Source organism: Achromobacter xylosoxidans A8, assembly GCF_000165835.1.
Lineage (GTDB): Bacteria > Pseudomonadota > Gammaproteobacteria > Burkholderiales > Burkholderiaceae_B > Achromobacter > Achromobacter xylosoxidans_B.
This window is the reverse complement of record NC_014640.1, coordinates 3,317,413-3,336,075: the sequence shown is the minus strand read 5'-3', so window position 1 is coordinate 3,336,075 and position 18,663 is coordinate 3,317,413. Positions and strand designations below refer to the sequence as shown.

Here is an 18,663-nt window from a genome sequence, read left to right as displayed (position 1 = left end):
CGATCAGAACGAGTGGCTGATACCCACCTGGAACCCCTTCGAGTTGGCGCCCGGCACGCCTTCCGGCGCGACGTCACCGGTCACGAAAGCGGCGTTGCCGTCGTTCTTGATGAACGAGGCCGCGGTGTACAGCACCGTGCGCTTGCTGAGCGCGTAGGTGTAGCCCAGCGCAAACTGCTGGGCGTCGTCGCCTTCGTATCGGCCGCTCTGGGTGGAACGCGAATACGACAGCTTCACATGGCCGCCGCCCACGGGCACCGACGCGCCCGCCAGGGCCACGTGCTGCTTGTCCGGCCCGATCTTCTGCAGCAGATAGTTGGCGAACAGCTTCACCACGCTGAAGTCATAGCTGGCGCCCAAGGTTGCCGTTTCGTAGTGGTCGCCGCCGCCCATCGAGGTTCTGCCATAAGCCGCCGCGACGTTGAGCGGACCGGACTGGTAGCCCAGCCGCCCGCCCGCATAATCGGCGCCGCGCAGATCCTCTTCGCGCGCATAGTTCAGGTGCCCATATATGCCGCCGAGCTTCTTTGGCAGGAAGTACGCCACCATGTTGCTGGCGCGCGAGAGCGTAGTGGCGCCTTCCAGCCCCAGAGGCCATCCCTTGATGATGTTGCTGCTGCCGCCCACGCCCACGGTGCCGAAGGGCGAGAACGACGACACGTTCCAGAAGGCCGCCGTGTAGTCCCGCCCCAGCCGCAGCTCCCCATAGCGGTCGTTGCTCAGGCTGATGGTCGAGCGCCGGGTCCAGTTCAAGCCTTGCGGGCCGCCCGAGGCCGGCAGGATCGGCGCCTCCAGCCAGAAGCCAACCGAGTTGCCGTTGCCCAGGCTCTCCGTGCCGCGCATGCCGATGCGGCTGGGCAGCATGTAGCCGCCCTGGTCCATGCCGATCTTGGACGTGCTGCCCGCCGAGGCGCTGGTCACGTTCAGATCGATATGGCCGAACAGCGTCAGCGACGACGATTGCGCAAACGCCGGACCGGCCAGCGCACAGGCGCCCAGCAAGCCGATTTTTCTAAGTATTGACATATCCCCCCCTACCCCCCGCCTCAGTTGCCTACGCGTATGCCAGCGCCGCGGATCAGGCTGCCGGTGCTTTCCATTTCCCGGCTGATCAGCTCGGCGAATTGCTGCTGCGGCATCGGCGCGGGCTCGGCGCCCAGGTTCTCGAAGCGCTCGCGCGTGGTCTCCGAGCGCAGCGCCTGTTCGGTACCGGCATGCAGCTTGGCCAGGACCGCCGGCGGCGTCGCGGCCGGCGCGAACATGGCTACCCAGAACTGCTGATCCACGCCGTGGTAGCCCGCTTCCGCGGTGGTAGGCACGTCCGGCAGCGCCGGCGAACGGCTGTCGGCGCTGATCGCCAAGGCGGTCAGCTTGCCGGCCTTGACCATGGGCAGCGCCAGCGGCAGCGGCAGGAAGAACCAGTCCACCCGGCCGGCGATCACGTCGTTGACCGCCTCCGGCGTGCCACGGTATGGCACGTGGATCGCCTGGATGCCGGTCGCCGCCCGGAACTTCTCTCCGGCGATGTGCGCGCCGCTGCCGCTGCCGGACGAGCCGTAGGTGTACTGGTCGGGTTCCGCGCGGGCACGCTCCACCAGATCCTTCAGCGATTTGAAGTTGCGCGCGTTCGACGCGACGATCACGTTCGGCATCGACGCCAGCATGGTCACGGGCGCGAAGTCCTTGAGGGTGTCGTACTTGAGGTTGGCGTAGAGCGACTGGTTCGCCACATGGGCGGCGGAATGCACCAGCACGGTGTAGCCATCGGCCGCGGCGCTGGCCACCATGGTGGCGCCCAGCACGCCACCCGCGCCCGGCCGGTTCTCCACCACCACCGGCTGGCCGAGTTTTTTCTCCAGCTGTTCGGCCACCGTCCTGCCTATGACGTCGGTGGTCGACCCCGCCGTGAACGGCACCACCATCCTGATGGGGCGCGCCGGATAGTCCGGCTGCGCCAACAGCGTGGAGCTCAGCCCCACCGTGCCGGCCAGCGCGGTCGCGTATTGAAGGAAATGCCTGCGATGCAGTGTCATGGTTTGTCTCCTGATGTTCTTCTGCTGCGCGAAAAAAAACCGATCGCCCAAGACGGACAGGCGATCGGCCAGATAAGACTTGCGCCGGATCAGGGCGCGAGCACGGGCCTGTCCTGCGCGCCCTCCAGCACCTTGATGTAGGCCTCGCGGGCCTGCGCCAGCGGCACCACGGCGTCCGGGCTCACCGGAAAGGACTGCAGGCTGCCGTCCTCGAAGCCGGGCAGCAGCGCGCGGAACACCTCGGCGCAGCGGGCCGAGTCCAGCTTCAGGCTGTCCACGCCGATCAGTTGCAGGTCGCGGCGGTAGAAGGCCTGGATGTCGAAAGGCACGTTGCGGTCAGGCGTGGAAATGACGATCTGCCGGCCGCCCACCTTGAGCGATTCCAGCGCCGCGGCGAAGTACGGCGAGCCCACCGTGTTGTAGGCAATATCGGCGCCCACCTGGCCGGTCAGTTCCATGACGCGCTGGGCGATCCCGTCGCGGCTGCCATCGATGACCGACACGCCTGACATCGCGTGGCCGACATAGCCTTCGCCGCCGCGCTCCACGCCGATCACCCTGGCGCCGACGCGGCTGGCCAGCTGGATGGCGGCCTGCCCGACCTTGCCGTTCGAGCCAAACACCACCACAGTCTGGCCCGCGCCGGACAGGCCGGCGCGGCGCAAGCCTTCGTAGGCGGTGACGAAAGGCACGCCCGCCATGGCCGCGCTGGCGGCGGGTATGTGCGCGGGCCTGCGCACCAGCGCCGCAACCGGCAGCAGCAAGTAGCGCGCGTGGGTGCCGTCGCGCGTAATGCCCAGGTCGCCGCCCGTGCCCCAGACTTCCTGCCCGATCCATTCCCCGGGGCCGGCGATCACCTTGCCGGCGTAATCGCGTCCGGGCGTGCGCGGCCAGATGGCGTAAGGCATCATGCCCATCGCCGCCTTGACGTCGCTGGGATTGATGCCGGCGGCGCTGACTTCCACCACGGCGTGGCCTTCGGGCGCCTGCGGTACGGAGATGTCGACCAGGGTCGGCTGCAGGTCGGCGACGGCTGAGACGCGTTCGATCACGCGCAGGGCTTGGGTTTTCTGGCTCATGTCTGTCTCTGGATTCTGGTTGTTGCGGGCAAAGGCTGCCCTGGGCGCGGCATGCCGCACCGGGGTTGAGGACTGATGGGAAAGGCGCAATCAGGAGAGCGGCGGCTTGGGCATGCGGGTTTCGCCCGGTTCGAGCTTGAGCTCCACCTCCAGGCGATAGCTGCCGTCGCCCGACGGCTCGAACTTCCTCAGCAGCGAACCGACCGCGCCGAACGCCGCGTCGCTGTATGCGTAGGCGTCATTGGCGTCGAAGATCTGAGTGGTAAGGACTTTATGGCCGGCGGCCGACGCGATGAAGTGCAGGTGCGCGGGCCGCATGTGGTTGCGCTGCTGCAAGGCCAGCAGGTCGCCGCAAGGGCCATCGATGGGTACCCCGTAACCGGCCGGTTTGACGCTGTCGAACCAGAAGCGGCCGTCCTCGTCGGTCAGGAACACGGCCCGCAGGTTCATATCTTCCTGGTGCGGATCCTGGTTCTCGTAAAGGCCGCTGGGCGCGGCTTGCCAGGTTTCCAGGCGGGCTCCCGCCAGCGGCTTGCCGTCAAGCGTACAGATGCGGCCGGACACCAGCAGCCGCTCCCCCGTCGTATCTTCGGAGGCGATCGTCGCGCCGTTTTCGAGTATGGGCTGGTTGGCGCGCCAGAACGGCCCGATCAGCGCGGGTTCGGTGCCGCCGGCCTCGAGCACGCCCTCGGCGTCCATCAGCAACACCAGCGTGGCCACGCCCAGGATGTCGGCCAGCAATATGCCTTCGTGCCGCAGCGGATTGGTGGCCTGCCCCACCCGCACCATGAAGTCCAGGCCCTGGTGCAGTTCCTCGTAGCTCAGCTTCACGTCCGCCGCGAACGCGTGCAGGTGGCGGATCAAAGAATCCAGGACTACGCGGGTGCGCGAATCCTGCGCCTGGTTGGCCGCCAGCACGGCTGCCAGCAGCGCTTGCGGCGTGGCGGGAATGGCGCGCGGCTCGCCGGCGGCGCGCGTCTGCGCGGAGGAATTGGCATGACTCATATACGTTCAACCCTGTAGTCTGACTAATGAAATTTGCAGGCCGCGCTTCAGTCGGCCGATATGCCGGCCTGGGATGCGACGGCTGCCCATTTGGGGACTTCCTGCGCCACCCGGGCCTGCAGTTCCGCGGCGGAACTGGCCACCACGCGGAATCCAAATCCGTCCAATTGCTTGCGGACCGGCTCCTTGCCCAGTACGTCGGCCACAGCCTTGTTGACGCGCTCCACCGTGGCGGCCGGGGTGCCCGCCGGCGCGAACAGCGCCTGGATCGTTTCGGAGCGGAAGTCCGCGAACCCGGCTTGCGCAATCGTCGGCACGCCGGAAAGCGCCGGCCAGCGCTCTTCGCCGCCCACCGCCAAGGCCCTGAGCTTGCCTTCCGCAAGAAAGGCTTGCGCGGCGGGCAGCGCGGAAAAAGCGCAGTCGACCTGGCCCCCCAGTGCTGCCACCACGGCGGGCGCGGCGCCCGAGTACGGCACGTGCAGAGCCGTTACGCCCGCGCGCCGCCACAGCAGTTCGGCCGCCAGATGCACGCTGTTGCCGTTGCCCGGCGTGGCGTACGTGAGCGTGCCGGGGCTGCGGGCCGCAGCGTCCAGCAGGTCCTTGAGCGTGGCCAAGCCGCTTTCGGCGCGCACCACGATGACGTCCGGCGAGCTGACCGCCAGGCTGACCGGCGCAAAGTCGCGCATGGGGTCGTAGGCGGGCCGCTCCCGGGCGATGGCCGGCTTGGTGACGAATGACGAGGACACCAGCAGCAGCGTGCCGCCATCCGGGTCCGCCTTCGCGACCGAGGCGACGCCGATATTGCCGCCGGCGCCCGGACGGTTCTCGACGATCACGGTCTGGCCCAGGTAGGCGGGCAAGTGCGCGGCCAGCAGGCGCGCGACGATATCCGTAGTGCCGCCAGCCGCAAACGGCACCACCAGGCGCACCGGCTTGCGCGAACTCCTGCCGAAGAAAGGAACGAGTTGCTTGGCCTGGCCGAGCGCGGGGACCGCGCAAAGCGCGCCCGTACAGGCGACAGCCCGCAGCACGCGTCGTCTTGCTATCAGCCGGGACAGGCCGTTGGCATCGCTCATTCCATGATCTCCTCGATGTTCTTTTTCTGATTGATGGCGTCACGCGAAAACTGGCGCACGCCATCCGCGGCCATCAGCTGTCCGCTTTTTCCTTCAGGAAGCCGTCCGTGCCATAGACCAGGCCGGTGTTCTCCGCAGCCCGCACCACGTCCGGATGCCAGGCGATGCGGCCGCATTCCTCATCGGTGCCGCCCACCACGGAATACACCACCAGGGCATGAGGGTTGGGATTGCGGAATCCGCGCATCACGCCGATGGGGCAGGAAATCACGTCCCACTGGTTCAACATGACCGAGTGTTCGCCCTTCTCGCCCCAGATCACTTCCATCTGGCCGTTCAACGGGCAGAACACTTCCTCGGTCTTGTGGGCATGCAGGCTGGCGCCCTGTCCCACGGGGATTTCGATGAAGGTCACGCCAAAACGGTGGTTGCCGGGAATGGCCGGCTCCACGCCTTTGTTCTCCAGCACGCCGCGGTTCATGATCTTGTAGATGTTCTTCTTCATGCCCGGCAGGCGGCTTTCGATGAAGGTCTCGCGGTAGGGCTCGACCTTGCCCCAGCGCGCGATGCGGGTGGCTTCCATTTCCTGGACGTTGATATCCATGTCATTCCTTTTTTAGATGAGCTTCAAACAGAGATTTCGCTGCGCTTTTCTCGCGGCTGATGCAAGTTAAAGCCCTGCTCCATACAGCGTCCACTACCATTTTCTTACCACTCTCATATAATTTTGTTATGACTCGTCCTGGCACTGGGAGCACGAACAGAAATGGATCTGCGGCAACTCCGCTACTTTGTCGTTCTGGCCAATCAGAGGCATTTCGGCCGGGCCGCAAGCGTCCTGCACGTGGCGCAGCCCGCGCTCACGCGCCAGATCCAGCTGCTCGAGGAAGAGCTCGGCGTGCAGCTCTTCGTGCGCCATTCGCGCGGCGCGTCCCCCACCGAGGAAGCCGCCTTCCTGCTGGAACGCGCCTCCTTCCTGCTGCGCTACGCCGAACAGCTCAAGCAGGACATGTCGGCCCTGCAACGCCATCCCAGCGGCCCCATCGTCATCGGCCTTTCCCCCGGACTCGCCATGACCCTTGCCGTGCCCCTGACGCGCGCGGTGCATGAACAACTGCCCGAAGTCCGGCTGCGCTTCGTTCAAGCCTTTTCCCCCGCCTTGCACGAGATGCTGCTCAAGGGCCAGGTGGACCTGGCCGTGCTCAATGGTCCGGTTCCCCTGGCCAACCTGCTCACCTATCCCTTCCTGACCGAAGGCATGTGTCTCATCGGCCCGCCCACGCCGCGCAAGACGCGGCCCGCCAGGATCGGCGTGCGGGACCTGGCCGAACTGCCCCTGGTGATGACCGGCCTGGCCAAGTCCGGCGTGCGGCTCGAACTCGAGGCCCAGGCGGCGCACGCGGGCGTGCATCTGAATCCGGTGGTGGAAGTGGAAACCATGGAAGTGGCCAAACGCCTCATCAAGGAAAAGGTCGGCGTCACCGTGCACTTCGCCGCAACCGTGCTGGAAGACATCGAGGAAGGCCGCCTGTCCGCCCAGCCCATCGAAGGCCTCAGCCTGCGCCGCATGCTGGCTCACCCATCGGACCGGCCGGCCTCGCGCGCCACCAAGGCGGTGGTCGAGATCCTGCGCCTGGTCGCCCGCGAGCTGGTGGCGCAGAAGCGCTGGCCGCACGCCACGCTGGACTTCTGAACCTGCCGCCGCAGGTCTCGGCATTTTTATCATCGTCCCGCGTTCCAGACGCAGGACGCAGCGTACGGTTGCCGCGTCTTCCAAAAGACCCTGCGATCGGGCAGGCATGAGCCGGCGCCGTCGCGCTCCCGGCATACACTGCTACGCGCTACGCCACACCCCGGACTCCGCCATGCAGACGATCCATCCATGATGTACCTCCTGTGGTCCTTGCCCGCCCTGGCCGTCATCGGCGCCATTGCCAGCGGACGCCTGAACACCACCGCCGCCGCCGTCCTCGGCCTGCTTGCCGCCGTACCGATCGCGCTGTACACGGCGCCCGCGTCTTTTGGCGCCGGCCAGCTCGGGCTGGCGCTGGAACGGGGTCTCTGGATAGGCTGGATCATCACCCCCTACATTCTGGGCGGACTGCTGTTCTGGAACATGGCGGCGCAAGGACGCGCGACACGCGAGGCGGCGGACGGCAGCAAGACCGCCTTGGCCCATCCCCTGGCGCGCCGCCGGCTGCTGTTCTTCGCCTGTTTCCTGGTCGGCCCCTTCGCCGAGTCGGCCACCGGCTTTGGCGTGGGCATGCTGGGCACGGTGCTGCTGATCCGACCGCTGGACCTGAAGCCGCGCGAGACCATGGTGTTCGCACTGCTGAGCCAAACCCTGATTCCCTGGGGCGCCATGGGCAGCGGCACGCTGCTGGCCTCGGCCTATGCGCGCGTCCCGGCCACCCAGCTGGCGTTGTACGGCATGGTGCCGGTGGCCTTGCTGACCGTGCTGTGGATGCTGCTGTACTGGCGCACCGCAAGGCGCGCGGGCTTGCGGGCCGAGCCCGCCGAGCATGTGCGCGAGGCCGCATGGATGATGGCGAGCCTGGCCGCGCTGAGCGCCGCGACGGCGCTGCTGGGACCAGAAACCGCGCTGCTGTCGGCCTATGGCCCGCTCATCGTGCTGCGCTTCCTGCTGGACCGCCGGCCGGACCGGCCCCGCATGAAGGCCGCGGCGCGCAAGGCCCTGCCCTACATCCTGATGATTGCATGGCTGGTCGCCACGCGCCTGCTGCCGGGCCTGAACAGCGGCCTGGGCGGACTGGCGGCGTTCCGGCCGTTTGTGGACCTGCCAGGCTGGATGCCCTTGCTGCATGCCGGCAGCTGGCTGATCATCGGCGCCGTGTTGATCGCGGCAGCATGCCGTCAGCGCGGCCTGCTCGTTACCCAGGCGCGCGCGGCCTGGACCACCGGACGCCACGCCGTGTACTCGGTATTCCTGTTCGCCATGATGGCCGAGGTGCTGGCGGGCGCGGGTATTTCGCAAGCCTACGCCGACGGCCTGTTCGCTGGCCTGAAGGACTGGACCATCCTGATCACGCCGGTGCTGGCCGGCGTATTCGGCATCCTGGCCAATAGCGGCAACGCGCCCAACAGCCTGTTCATGCCGGCGCAGCTGTCGCTGGCATTGAATGCGGGCCTCAGCGTGCCAGCGGCGGCCGCGCTGCTGCATGTGTCCGGCACGTCCATGGGGATATTCTCGCCGGTGCGTATGTCGATCGCGGCGGGGCTGGCCCATGGCCGCGGGGAAGAGCGCGGCGTGTATGTGCAGTTGCTGCCGTACGCGCTGGCGGCCTTCGGCCTGCTGTTGTGCCTGGCGGTACTGGTGGTGCTGGCGGGATCCTGAGCCATGCCGGCTTGCGGCCGGCCGCAGGTTGCCGCCTCAGGCGTTCGCGTACATCCTCAGGATTCCGTGTCCGATCACGCCCTGGCTGAGCGCGTACTGGCGGAACGCGTCCAGCGGCATCGGCCGGCCGTGGAAATAGCCTTGCGTCACCTGCACCCCCAATGCGCGCACCATCTCGAGCTCTTCATGGGTTTCGATGCCCTCGGCCACCACCGTCATGTCCAGCGACCGCGCCATTTCGATGGTGCAGGCCAGGATGCTCTGGGCATGGCCCTGCCGGCCGGCGCGGGCGATCAGGTCGCGGTCGATCTTCAGTTCGTCAAAGGGCGCGCACAGCAGGCGGTCGAGCGATGAATCGCCGGTGCCGAAGTCGTCGATCGCGCAGCTGAAGCCGCGCAGGCGCAATTGCGTGATGGCGCCAGCCAGCGCCCCGTTGGAGCGCGCCCCGCCGTCCTCGGTGATTTCGATGACGACGCGGTGTGGCTCCACGCCCGCCTGTTCCGCGCGGTCGGCCACGTCCTGAGCCCAGCTGATGGAGCTGGCGACAACCGCCGGCACATTGATGCCGATGACGCAATCCGGGCGGCTGCCCAGTTCGCGCTGCGCTTCGAAAGCGCGCGCCAGCATGTAGCCGGTCAGGGGTTCGAGCAGGCCGGTGGCCTCGAAGGCTGGCAGAAACGCCGCGGGTGGCACCATCGCGCCGCCATCCCCGGCCCAGCGGGCCAGTGTTTCGGCGCCGCGTAATTCGCCGGTCGCCGCGCAATGCTGCGGCTGAAAATATGCCGTGATTTCCCGCTGCGCCAGGGCGCGCAGCAGGCGTTCCCGGTTCAGGCCGGCCAGGACCGCGCCGCTGCTCTCTGCCGCCGCGCGTAGCGTGGCTGCCCCGTCGGCCAAGGCCGACCTGGCCAGCGATTCGATCAGGGAAATCAGGCAGGCCGCTTCCAGGGGTTTGCCCAGAGCGGCGATGATGGGCACGCCGCGGTTCCTGGCATAGCTTGCCGCGGCCTGCAGGATGCGGGACGGATGGCTGCTGGCGATGGCGATGCCGCCACAGCCTCCGGCATCGGCCAGGGCGTCTATCATCTGCAGCCCCGTGCGGTCGGCCATGTCGAGATCGACGATGACCAGGTCCCACTGCCGCTGCCGGATCGCCGCCACCGCCGACGCGCCATCATGCGCCATTGCCACCTCGGGCACGCCGATCTTGGCCAGCATCCGCACCAGCGCGCAACGTTGGATTTCGTCTTGATCGACAATCAGGGCGGATTTGAGCATGATGTTCCAGATGAACGGAGGACCAGCGGCTGTGCCGTGGCACGCAGAAGGCCGGCGGCAGAGGCGGTGAGTTGCCGGCCAATTCATTGTTCCACCGGTCGCCATGAACCGAAATCAGCCCAGTCCTATTTTGCCGATCGCAGCGCGAAGCATTGCGTCGCAGCGATGCCGGCCATTCCGTTGCTGCCCACGTCATCCTGCTTTCGTTCCTGTCGCGGCCGCCGTATAACGACGTCTTGGCCGTCTGCCCAGAACAGCAAGCCCGGCCGGCGCGGCGTCAACCCCCAACCAGGTGTCATCCAGCATGAAGGCATATTTCCACGACGATCAGAAACTGCACCACCCGCAGACCTATTTCTCGCGCGGCAAGATGCGCACCCCCCAGGAAGTGCCCTCGCGCCTGGACGCGCTGGCAGAGGCCGCGCGCAAGCTGGGCTTCGACGTTCAAGCCCCGCCCGACCAGGGCGCCGGCGCGATTTCGGCAGTGCACACGCTGGACTACCTGCGTTTCCTGCAAGGCGCGCACGCCGCCTGGAAGCAGCTGCCCGACGATTGGGGCGACGAGGTCGTCTCCAACGTCTTCGTGCGCGAGCCCAACGCCCTGCGCGGCGTACTGGCGCAGGCCGCGCGCTACCTGGCCGACGGCAGCTGCCCGGTCGGCCAGCACACCTGGCATTCGGCCTACTGGTCGGCGCAATGCGCCATCGCCGGCGCCGACGCGCTGCTGGCCGGCGAGCGCCACGCCTACGCCATCTGCCGCCCGCCCGGCCACCATGCGCGACGCGACGCGGCCGGCGGCTTCTGCTACCTGAACAATGCCGCCATCGCCGCGCAGCGCCTGACCTCGCGCTATCCGCGCGTGGTGATCCTGGACACCGACATGCACCACGGCCAGGGCATCCAGGAGATCTTCTACGAGCGCAGCGACGTGCTGTACGTATCCATCCACGGCGACCCGGAAAACTTCTATCCCGTGGTCGCCGGCCATGCCGACGAGCTCGGCGCCGGCCCGGGCTATGGCTACAACATCAACCTGCCCATGCCGCACGGTTCGCCGGAGTCGGTGTTCTTCGACAAGCTGGCCGAAGCGCGCCGCGCCATCGAACTGTTCCAGCCCGACGCCCTGGTGCTGTCGCTGGGCTTCGACATCTTCGAAAAAGACCCGCAAGCCATGGTCGCCGTCAGCGAAAACGGCTTCGAACGCCTGGGCCGGGAAGTCGGCGGCCTGAAGCTGCCCACCCTGATCGTGCAAGAAGGCGGCTACTACATCGAAGGGCTGGAATCGAACGCCTCGCGCTTCTTCGGCGGACTGGCTTCGGCTTGAACCCGTACCTGGCCGGCGACCCGCCGCGGACGCCGGCCGCGCGCCACCGCCGCAGGCAAACGCCTCGCTAGTGGTTTTCCCTAAAAATGGAAAAGCCCGGTTCACAAGCCGGACCGCCTCCGGTACATTTCGTCCAGTGGCCTGACCACTGGGCCACCAGATATCCGGACACTCCAGGCCATGCCGGGAGTGCGACGCAAGACAAGCCTGGGCAGAGCCTTTACCCTCTACATCCCGATCATCCATCCGAACGCCACAATGACCTCTCTCCAGGCCGTCGCCTCCACCCGCCTCTACCGCATGATTGCCGACCAGATCGCCGCGCGCATCAAGGCGGGCGACTTCCCCGCGGGCGGGCGGCTGCCGGCCGAGCGCGAGCTGGCCGAACAGTTGCAGGTCAGCCGCGCCTCGGTGCGCGAAGCGCTGATCGCGCTGGAAATCGAGGGGTATGTGGAGGTCCGCGTGGGCACCGGCGTGTTCGTGAACCAGGCGCGCGAAGACGGCCAGTACCAGTCGCCGCAGCCTGCCCCGGTCGCCGCCAACGGCGTCGAAGCCACCGACATCGGCCCCTTCGACCTGCTCGAAACCCGCTTGCTGCTGGAGCCCGAGTGCGCGGCCCTGGCGGCGCAGAAAGCGTCGCCCGCCCAGATCGCGGCGATCCGCGCGGCCCATGAAGGCATGTCCCTGACCGAATCGCCCAGCGTGCACGACCGCGCCTTCCACAGCGCGATCGGCGCAGCCTGCGGCAACGCCGCGCTGGCCGCGGCAATCTCCCATATCTGGCACCTCAGCACCTTGAGCCCGGTGTTCACCCGTCTTGAAGAGCACTTCGTGACCACCAAGGTGTGGAGCGAAGCCCAGCAGGAACACGAACGCATCCTCGCGGCCATATCCGACCGCGATCCGATCCGCGCGCGCCACGCCATGCACGACCACCTGGTCGGCATCCTGGCCCGCCTGCGGGAAGACTTCGGCAGCGCTGGGATCCGATGATTTGATGAACGCCTGACCCCCGGCCTGAGAACCAGGCCCCTTCCCTTACCGACCGTGCAAGCACCGCCGGCGCAAAACGCGCCGCCAGCGGCAAGGGGAGTGGCTTGCCTGCCGATACGCACGCAGCAGTTCCGCAGCACCCGCAATACCCGTAGGCCCCATACCTAAAACACATCAAGGTGAAAACATGCAGCTGACCCGTACCGTGAAGCTTTTGAGCGCGGCGCTATTGGCGCTTGGCGCCCATGCCGCCCAGGCCAATAAGGCTGACAACTCCCTCAACATCGCCTTCGATGCGGCGCCCGCCACGCTGGACGCCTACAAGGAATCGGACCGCCCCGGCCTGGCGCTGGCGCGCATGGTGTTTTCGGGGCTGCTGCAGAAAAACCAGGACACGGGCGAATTCGGTCCGGCCATCGCCACCGGCTATAAGTTCGTGGACGACACCACCATCGAACTGCCTATCCGCAAGGACGTGAAGTTCCACGACGGCTCGCTGCTGACCATCGACGACGTGCTGTACACGCTGAACCTGGTGTCCTCGGAAGGCTACAAGGCGCGGTTCCAGAACCAGGTCGCCTGGATCGCAAAGGCCGAGAAGGCTTCCGACGACACCGTGCGCATCAAGATGAAGACGCCCTACCCGCTGGCGTTGGAGATGCTGTCGGAAAACCTGCCGATCTATCCGCGCAAGTACTACGAGGCCAACCAGTCCGACATGGGCGCCAAGCCCATCGGCACCGGCCCCTACCGTCTGGTGGAAAGCCAGCCCGGCAGCCGCTACGTATATGAACGCTTCGAAGACTACTTCGGCGCCAAACCGGCCGTGCAGAAGCTGGTGGTGCGCGTGTTGCCCGACGCCAACACCCAGTACGCCGAACTGCTCTCCGGCGGCCTGGACTGGATCTGGCGCGTCCCGCCCGACGTCGCCAAGCGCATGGAAAAGCAGCCGGCCGTCACGGTCAAGAGCAGCAGCATCATGCGCATCAGCTACATCTCGCTGAACCCGCAATTTGACGGCGGCAAATCGCCGCTGGCCAAGCAGGAAGTTCGCCAGGCCATCAACTACGCCATCGACCGCGAAGCCATCCGTAAGGCTTTGGTCGGCGGCGCGTCCAAGGTCATCAACGCGGCCTGCAACCCGGCCCAGTTCGGCTGCGCCGCCGACGTGCAGTCCTACAAGTTCGACCCGGCCCGCGCCAAGCAGCTGCTGGCCCAGGCCGGCTACCCCAACGGCGTGACGTTGGACCTGGTGATCTCGGCCCCGCCGCGCGCCATCCTGGACGCCGCCGCCGCGCAGATGGCGCAGGCCGGCATCAAGCTGAACCTGGTCGAACAACAGTACGGCACCGCCATGACCAACTGGCGCGAAGGCAAGATCGCCATGCTGTCGTCCAACTGGGGCTCCTACGGCATCGCCGACGCGGCGCTGTCGACCAGCAATTTCTTCCGCGGCGGCCCGGATGACCAGGCGCGCAATCCGGAAGTCATCAAGTACCTGGAAACCGCCGACACCTCCGTGGACCGCGAACTGCGCGCCAAGAACTATGCCGCCGCCCAGAAGATCGTGGCCGACCAGGCCTACTGGGTGCCGCTGTGGAACCACTCGCTCAACGCCGTGCAGGCCAAGGACCTGAATTTCTCGGTCGATGGCGACGAGTTCCCTCGTTTCTACAAGGCCCGCTGGAACTGACCGGCCCCGCCGGCATGGCCCCGTTCCCAGGCCCAAACGGGCGGGAACGGCGGTCCCCCCGGCGCACACCGTCATAGGTAGCCCCATGATTGCATTCCTGTTCCGTCGCCTGGTGGTATCCGCGCTGCTGGTGGTGTTCGTCTCGCTGATCAGCTTCTCGCTGGTGTTCGCTTCCGGCAATCCGGCGGCGCGCCTGGCTGGCGAAGGCAGCGCCGCCGACGCGGCCCGCCTGGCGCAGCTGCACGGCTTCAACGACCCGATCCTAGTGCAGTACGGCCGCTGGCTGGCCGGCGTCGCCCGCGGCGATTTCGGCGACAGCTTGTACTTCAGCCGCCCCGTGGCCGAACTGCTGACCCAGCATTTCCCCGCCACCGCCAAGCTGGGCCTGGCCGCGATGCTGTTTGCGCTGCTGCTGGCGATACCGCTGGGCGTGCTGGCCGGATTGCGCCGCGGCTCGCTGATCGACCGCGGCACCATGCTGCTGTCGGCCTGCGCCCAGGCCATGCCGCCGTTCTGCCTGGCCTTCCTGCTCATCATCCTTTTCAGCGTGCGCAACCAATGGCTGCCGGCCTCGGGCTTCGACAGCTGGAAGCACTATGTCATGCCGGTGACCGCCCTGGGGCTGTTCGCCATGCCAGCCATGTTGCGCCTGATGAAATCCGAAATGGAAACCGTGCTGGCCACCGATTACATCCGCACCGCCCGCGCCATGGGCTTGGGCGGCCCCAGCGTGGTGTTGAAGTACGCGCTGCGCAATGCCTTGCGGCCGCTGGTGTCGCTGGCCGCAGCCCAGATGGGCACCTTGCTGGCCGGCTCCGTCGTCATCGAGACCGTGTTCGCCATCAATGGCGCGGGCCTGCTGGCCTGGACCTCGATCCTGCGCGGCGACTTTCCCACGATGCAGGCGCTGATCCTGATCTTCGCCTTGATCTACATCGTCCTCACCCTGGTCGCCGATCTGGTCAACGGTTGGCTCGACCCCCGCGTGCGAGTTTCATCATGAGCAGCGTCATCGCCTCCTCTCTTCCCGTCCGCTCGCGTGGCGAACGCGCGGCCCGCTATGGCCGCAACTTCGGCCTGGCCATGCTGGCGCTGCTGGTGCTGGCCGGCCTGCTGGGTCCCTACCTGGTCCCGCATGATCCCTACACGCAAGACCTGCTGGCCCGTCTGCAGGAGCCCGTCTGGAGCGAGGACGGCAGCTGGAATCACATCCTCGGCACCGACCAGCTGGGCCGCGACGTGCTGGCGCGGGCGCTGTACGGCGTGCGCGTGTCGGCGCTGATCGGCCTGTCGGTCGCGCTGATGGGCGGGTTGATCGGCACCACGCTGGGCGTGGCGGCGGGCTACTTCGGCGGCGCGGTGGATCGCGCCGTGTCCTTCCTGATCACCGCGCGCCTGGCCCTGCCCATCATCCTGGTGGCGCTGGCGGTGGTCTCGGTGGTGGGCGCCTCGCTCACCGTGGTGGTGCTGGTGCTGGGCCTGCTGCTGTGGGAACGCTATGCGCTGGTGGCCCGGACCATGGCGGCCGGCCTGCGCAACGCCGAGTTCGTCACGGCCTCGCGCTTGCAGGGCTGCACCCACCTGCAAATCATCTGGCGCGACATCCTGCCCAATCTGGTGGGCAACCTGCTCATTATCGGCACCGTGGACGCTGCCATGGCGATCACGCTGGAAGCGTCGCTGTCGTTCCTGGGCCTGGGCGTGCCGGCGCCGATGCCGTCGCTGGGCCTGATGATCGCCGAGGGCAAGGAAAACATGCTGTTCCAGCCCTCGCTGGTGGTGATTCCCAGCGTGGTCCTGTTCGTGCTGGTGCTGTGCGTGAACCGCGCCGGCGAAGCGCTGCGCGCCGTGCAAATGAAGAAGGGCTGATCCCATGACCGCAAACAGCCAACCCCTGCTGCGGGTCGAGAACCTGCACATCGACATCCACACACCCACGCACACCAAGCACGTGGTGCGGGCGGTGGACTTCAGCCTGGAACGCGGCAAGACCCTGTGCATCGTCGGCGAATCGGGTTGCGGCAAGTCGCTGACCGCGCTGGCGCTGCTGGACCTGCTGCCGGCGGCCGCGCGCCGCCGCGTGGCCAAGCTCGAGTTCGCCGGCCAGGACCTGGCCGCGCTCACGCCCGCCGCGCTGGCGCAGTTGCGCGGCGCGCGCATCGCCATGATCTTCCAGGATCCGATGACTTCGCTGAACCCGGTGTTCCCCATCGGCACGCAACTGGTGGACGTGCTGCGCCGGCACAAGCGCGTCAGCCGCCGCGAGGCCGAGGAGCGCGCCGAATACCTGCTGCGCCGCGTCGGCATCGCCAATCCCCGCGACCGCATGCGGCAGTATCCCTTTGAGTTGTCGGGCGGCTTGCGCCAGCGCGTGATGATCGCGATGGCCCTGATGTGCGGCCCCGAACTGCTGATCGCCGACGAGCCCACCACCGCGCTGGACGTGACCGTGCAGGCCGAGCTGCTGGACCTGCTGCGCGACATCCAGGCCGAGTTCGGCCTGGGGATGGTGTTCATTTCCCACGACATGGGCCTGGTGGCGCGCATCGCCGACCACGTCATCGTCATGTACGCGGGCGACATCGTCGAAGGCGGCAGCGTGCGCGAGGTGCTGGAGCACCCCAGCCATCCGTATACCGCCATGCTGCTGAACTGTATCCCCCAGCCCGGGCGCACCGCGCCGCGCGCCGACCTGCCCACCATCGCCGGCGCCGTGCCCTCGCTGGACACCGCTATTCGCGGCTGCGCCTTCCGCGAGCGCTGTCCGGTGGCCGAAGCCCGCTGCGCCCAGCCCTTCCCGGCGCGCGTGCAGGGCGCACATCGCTGCCTGTGCATCAAACCCGGCGCAATGCGCCTAGGAGCCACGGCATGAGCCGCCACGCTACGCCCAACGCCAGCATCAGCCTGAACGCGCTGTGCTTCCAGTACGGCCGCGCCAGCCTGTTCTCGCGTCGTCCCGCCCCGCGCATCCTGCATGACATCGACCTGCACGTGCCCGCCGGCCAGACCATCGGCCTGGTGGGGGAATCCGGCAGCGGCAAGTCCACCATCGCCAAGCTGATGCTGGGCCTGCTGGCGCCGACGCAGGGCCAGGCGCTGCTGGACGGCAAACCACTGGCCGCGATGCCGGCGCGCGCCCGCGCCCGCCGCATCCAGATGGTGTTCCAGGATCCGTACTCCTCGCTCAACCCGCGCCGCACCATCAACGAAATCCTGACCGCGCCGCTGCGCACGCATGGCATCGGCAATGCAGCCTCCCAAGCCGCCGCGGTGCGCCGGATGATGGACGCCGTGGGCCTGGTGCCGGCCTTCGCCGCGCGCTATCCGCGCGAACTATCGGGCGGCCAGCGCCAGCGCGTGGCCATCGCGCGTGCGCTGATGCTGGAGCCGCAGCTGCTGATCTGCGACGAGCCCACTTCCGCGCTGGACGTGTCGGTGCAGGCGCAGATCCTGAACCTGCTGATGGAATTGCAGCTCGAGCGCGGCCTGGGCTATCTGTTCATCAGCCACAACCTGGCCGTGGTGCAGCACATCGCCGATGAGATCGTGGTGCTGCAAGGCGGCCGCGTGGTCGAGCGCGGCTCCGCCAGCCAGGTCTACTTCGAGCCGGTCCATCCGTACACGCGGCAACTCATCGGCGCCACCCTGGCGGTGCCGCAGGCGCAGGAGCTGGCGGCATGAGCCCTCGGAACGCACGCCACCTGCTGCTGGTCGGCAACGACCAGAAGGTCACCTGGGACGACGGCCAGATCCGTTTCCTGGCGCCGGGCAATGACAGCCTGTGCGTCTACGACGCCGGCGCGAATCCCGCCGCGCCCGTACTGGTCGCCACCCTTTCCCTGCCCAACTCGCTGTTCGGCCCGCCGGTCAACCTGGCCGTCACGCCGGACCAACGCCTGGGCCTGATCGCGGATTCCATGGACTGGCGCGCGCGCGCCGATGGCGCCGGCTGGCAGCCCGAGCCTGGCCGCGGACTGTACGTGATCGACCTGGAAGCCAATCCGCCGGCCATCGTGCAGCGGCTGGAGGTCGGGCTGCAGCCTTCGGGCCTGGCCATCAACCGCGCCGGCACGCTGGCGCTGGTGGCCAACAAGGCCGGCCGCTCCGTGTCGGTGCTGCGCATCGCCGGCAAGCGCGCCGAAGTCTGCGGCGAAGTGGACATGGGCACCCCAGTGGTGGCGGTGTCTTTTGCCGCCGACGGCCGCCGCGCCTTCGTGGTCAAGACCGACAGCCATCGCCTGGGCCTGCTGCGCATAGACGAGAGCGGTGCAAACCCCATCGTGACCCATGATCCCGCCGAGGACCTGACCACCGGCCTGGTGCCGTTCAACCTGGTGGTGTCGCCCAACGGCGCGCTGGCGCTGGTGGTGGACATGGGCAGCCCGACCGCGTCGGACGGCCACGCGGATTCGGTCAGCGTGGTGGATCTGCGCGCCGATCCGCCGCGCGTGATCGACCGCGTCATGGTCGAGGACGGCCCGGAAGGCATCGCCATCAGTCCCGACGGCCGCTACGCGGCGGTCGCCATCGTGCAGGGTTCGAACAACCCGTCCAGCGCCTGGTTCCACCATCCGCGCGGGCAGATCGTATTGCTGCGTATCGACGGCCAGTCCGTGACCCGCGCCGGCGCCGCCGAGGTCGGTGCGCTGCCCGAGGGCGTGGCCTTCAGTCCCGACAGCCGCTATCTGTACGTCGGCAATTTTCTGGATGCCGAAATGCAGGTCCTCGCCGTGGGCGACCACGGCCTGAGCGACACCGGCACCCGCATCGCCCTGCCTGGACGGCCCGCATCGATGCGCGCGCAGTCCTACTGACCCTACCCATTTCCCC

Annotated in this window: 17 protein-coding genes; 10 read left to right on the top strand and 7 right to left on the bottom strand. The window is 67.6% G+C overall.

Annotation, left to right across the window (positions count from 1 at the left end; genetic code table 11):
* Positions 1–3: 3 nt before the first annotated feature.
* From AXYL_RS15470 to AXYL_RS15445, 6 genes are all read right to left on the bottom strand, one after another.
* On the bottom strand, positions 4–1,026 hold the full coding sequence (locus AXYL_RS15470) for a porin (protein WP_013393748.1): 1,023 nt from the start codon (positions 1,024–1,026) through the stop codon (positions 4–6).
* Between the two features lie 20 nt (positions 1,027–1,046).
* On the bottom strand, positions 1,047–2,033 hold the full coding sequence (locus AXYL_RS15465) for a Bug family tripartite tricarboxylate transporter substrate binding protein (protein ID WP_013393747.1): 987 nt from the start codon (positions 2,031–2,033) through the stop codon (positions 1,047–1,049).
* Between the two features lie 89 nt (positions 2,034–2,122).
* Positions 2,123–3,112: a quinone oxidoreductase family protein gene (locus tag AXYL_RS15460; RefSeq protein ID WP_013393746.1), complete on the bottom strand. Its 990-nt coding sequence runs from the start codon at positions 3,110–3,112 to the stop codon at positions 2,123–2,125.
* A 90-nt stretch (positions 3,113–3,202) separates the two neighbouring features.
* Positions 3,203–4,117 (bottom strand): dioxygenase, encoded by a 915-nt coding sequence (locus AXYL_RS15455; RefSeq protein WP_013393745.1) that lies wholly within the window; start codon positions 4,115–4,117, stop codon positions 3,203–3,205.
* 47 nt (positions 4,118–4,164) lie between these two features.
* Positions 4,165–5,193, bottom strand: a complete 1,029-nt coding sequence (locus AXYL_RS15450) for a Bug family tripartite tricarboxylate transporter substrate binding protein (protein WP_013393744.1) — start codon at positions 5,191–5,193, stop codon at positions 4,165–4,167.
* Between the two features lie 73 nt (positions 5,194–5,266).
* Positions 5,267–5,797 (bottom strand): cupin, encoded by a 531-nt coding sequence (locus AXYL_RS15445; RefSeq protein WP_013393743.1) that lies wholly within the window; start codon positions 5,795–5,797, stop codon positions 5,267–5,269.
* Between the two features lie 162 nt (positions 5,798–5,959).
* Here AXYL_RS15445 and AXYL_RS15440 point away from each other — a divergent pair, with 162 nt between their 5' ends.
* Complete coding sequence (locus AXYL_RS15440) at positions 5,960–6,886, top strand: LysR family transcriptional regulator (protein ID WP_013393742.1); 927 nt, start codon at positions 5,960–5,962, stop codon at positions 6,884–6,886.
* 189 nt (positions 6,887–7,075) lie between these two features.
* Positions 7,076–8,548 (top strand): hypothetical protein, encoded by a 1,473-nt coding sequence (locus AXYL_RS15435; protein ID WP_013393741.1) that lies wholly within the window; start codon positions 7,076–7,078, stop codon positions 8,546–8,548.
* Positions 8,549–8,584: 36 nt separating this feature from the next.
* On the opposite strand, the gene AXYL_RS15430 is transcribed toward AXYL_RS15435, so the two are convergent.
* A complete protein-coding gene (locus tag AXYL_RS15430) occupies positions 8,585–9,823 on the bottom strand; it encodes an EAL domain-containing protein (RefSeq protein WP_013393740.1) in 1,239 nt (412 codons plus the stop codon).
* Between the two features lie 304 nt (positions 9,824–10,127).
* On the opposite strand from AXYL_RS15430, the gene AXYL_RS15425 reads away from it, so the two are divergent.
* The 8 genes from AXYL_RS15425 (at position 10,128) to AXYL_RS15390 (ending at position 18,647) form a co-directional block, all read left to right on the top strand.
* Positions 10,128–11,147: a histone deacetylase family protein gene (locus tag AXYL_RS15425; protein WP_013393739.1), complete on the top strand. Its 1,020-nt coding sequence runs from the start codon at positions 10,128–10,130 to the stop codon at positions 11,145–11,147.
* 258 nt (positions 11,148–11,405) lie between these two features.
* Positions 11,406–12,140 (top strand): FadR/GntR family transcriptional regulator, encoded by a 735-nt coding sequence (locus AXYL_RS15420; protein WP_041653609.1) that lies wholly within the window; start codon positions 11,406–11,408, stop codon positions 12,138–12,140.
* A gap of 187 nt (positions 12,141–12,327) precedes the next feature.
* A complete protein-coding gene (locus AXYL_RS15415) occupies positions 12,328–13,833 on the top strand; it encodes an ABC transporter substrate-binding protein (protein ID WP_013393737.1) in 1,506 nt (501 codons plus the stop codon).
* A gap of 85 nt (positions 13,834–13,918) precedes the next feature.
* Positions 13,919–14,836, top strand: coding sequence for an ABC transporter permease (locus tag AXYL_RS15410; protein WP_013393736.1), 918 nt, complete (start codon positions 13,919–13,921; stop codon positions 14,834–14,836).
* Complete coding sequence (locus tag AXYL_RS15405; protein ID WP_013393735.1) at positions 14,833–15,702, top strand: ABC transporter permease; 870 nt, start codon at positions 14,833–14,835, stop codon at positions 15,700–15,702. Before AXYL_RS15410 ends, AXYL_RS15405 begins: the two co-directional genes overlap by 4 nt.
* Before the next feature lie 4 nt (positions 15,703–15,706).
* Positions 15,707–16,705 (top strand): ABC transporter ATP-binding protein, encoded by a 999-nt coding sequence (locus tag AXYL_RS15400; protein WP_013393734.1) that lies wholly within the window; start codon positions 15,707–15,709, stop codon positions 16,703–16,705.
* Positions 16,702–17,514 carry an ATP-binding cassette domain-containing protein gene (locus AXYL_RS15395; RefSeq protein WP_013393733.1) on the top strand — a complete coding sequence of 271 codons (813 nt, stop codon included), beginning with the start codon at positions 16,702–16,704 and terminating at the stop codon, positions 17,512–17,514. The genes AXYL_RS15400 and AXYL_RS15395 overlap by 4 nt, the downstream gene beginning before the upstream one ends.
* Positions 17,511–18,647, top strand: a complete 1,137-nt coding sequence (locus AXYL_RS15390; RefSeq protein WP_013393732.1) for a YncE family protein — start codon at positions 17,511–17,513, stop codon at positions 18,645–18,647. The genes AXYL_RS15395 and AXYL_RS15390 overlap by 4 nt, the downstream gene beginning before the upstream one ends.
* The last annotated feature ends 16 nt before the right edge of the window (positions 18,648–18,663 follow it).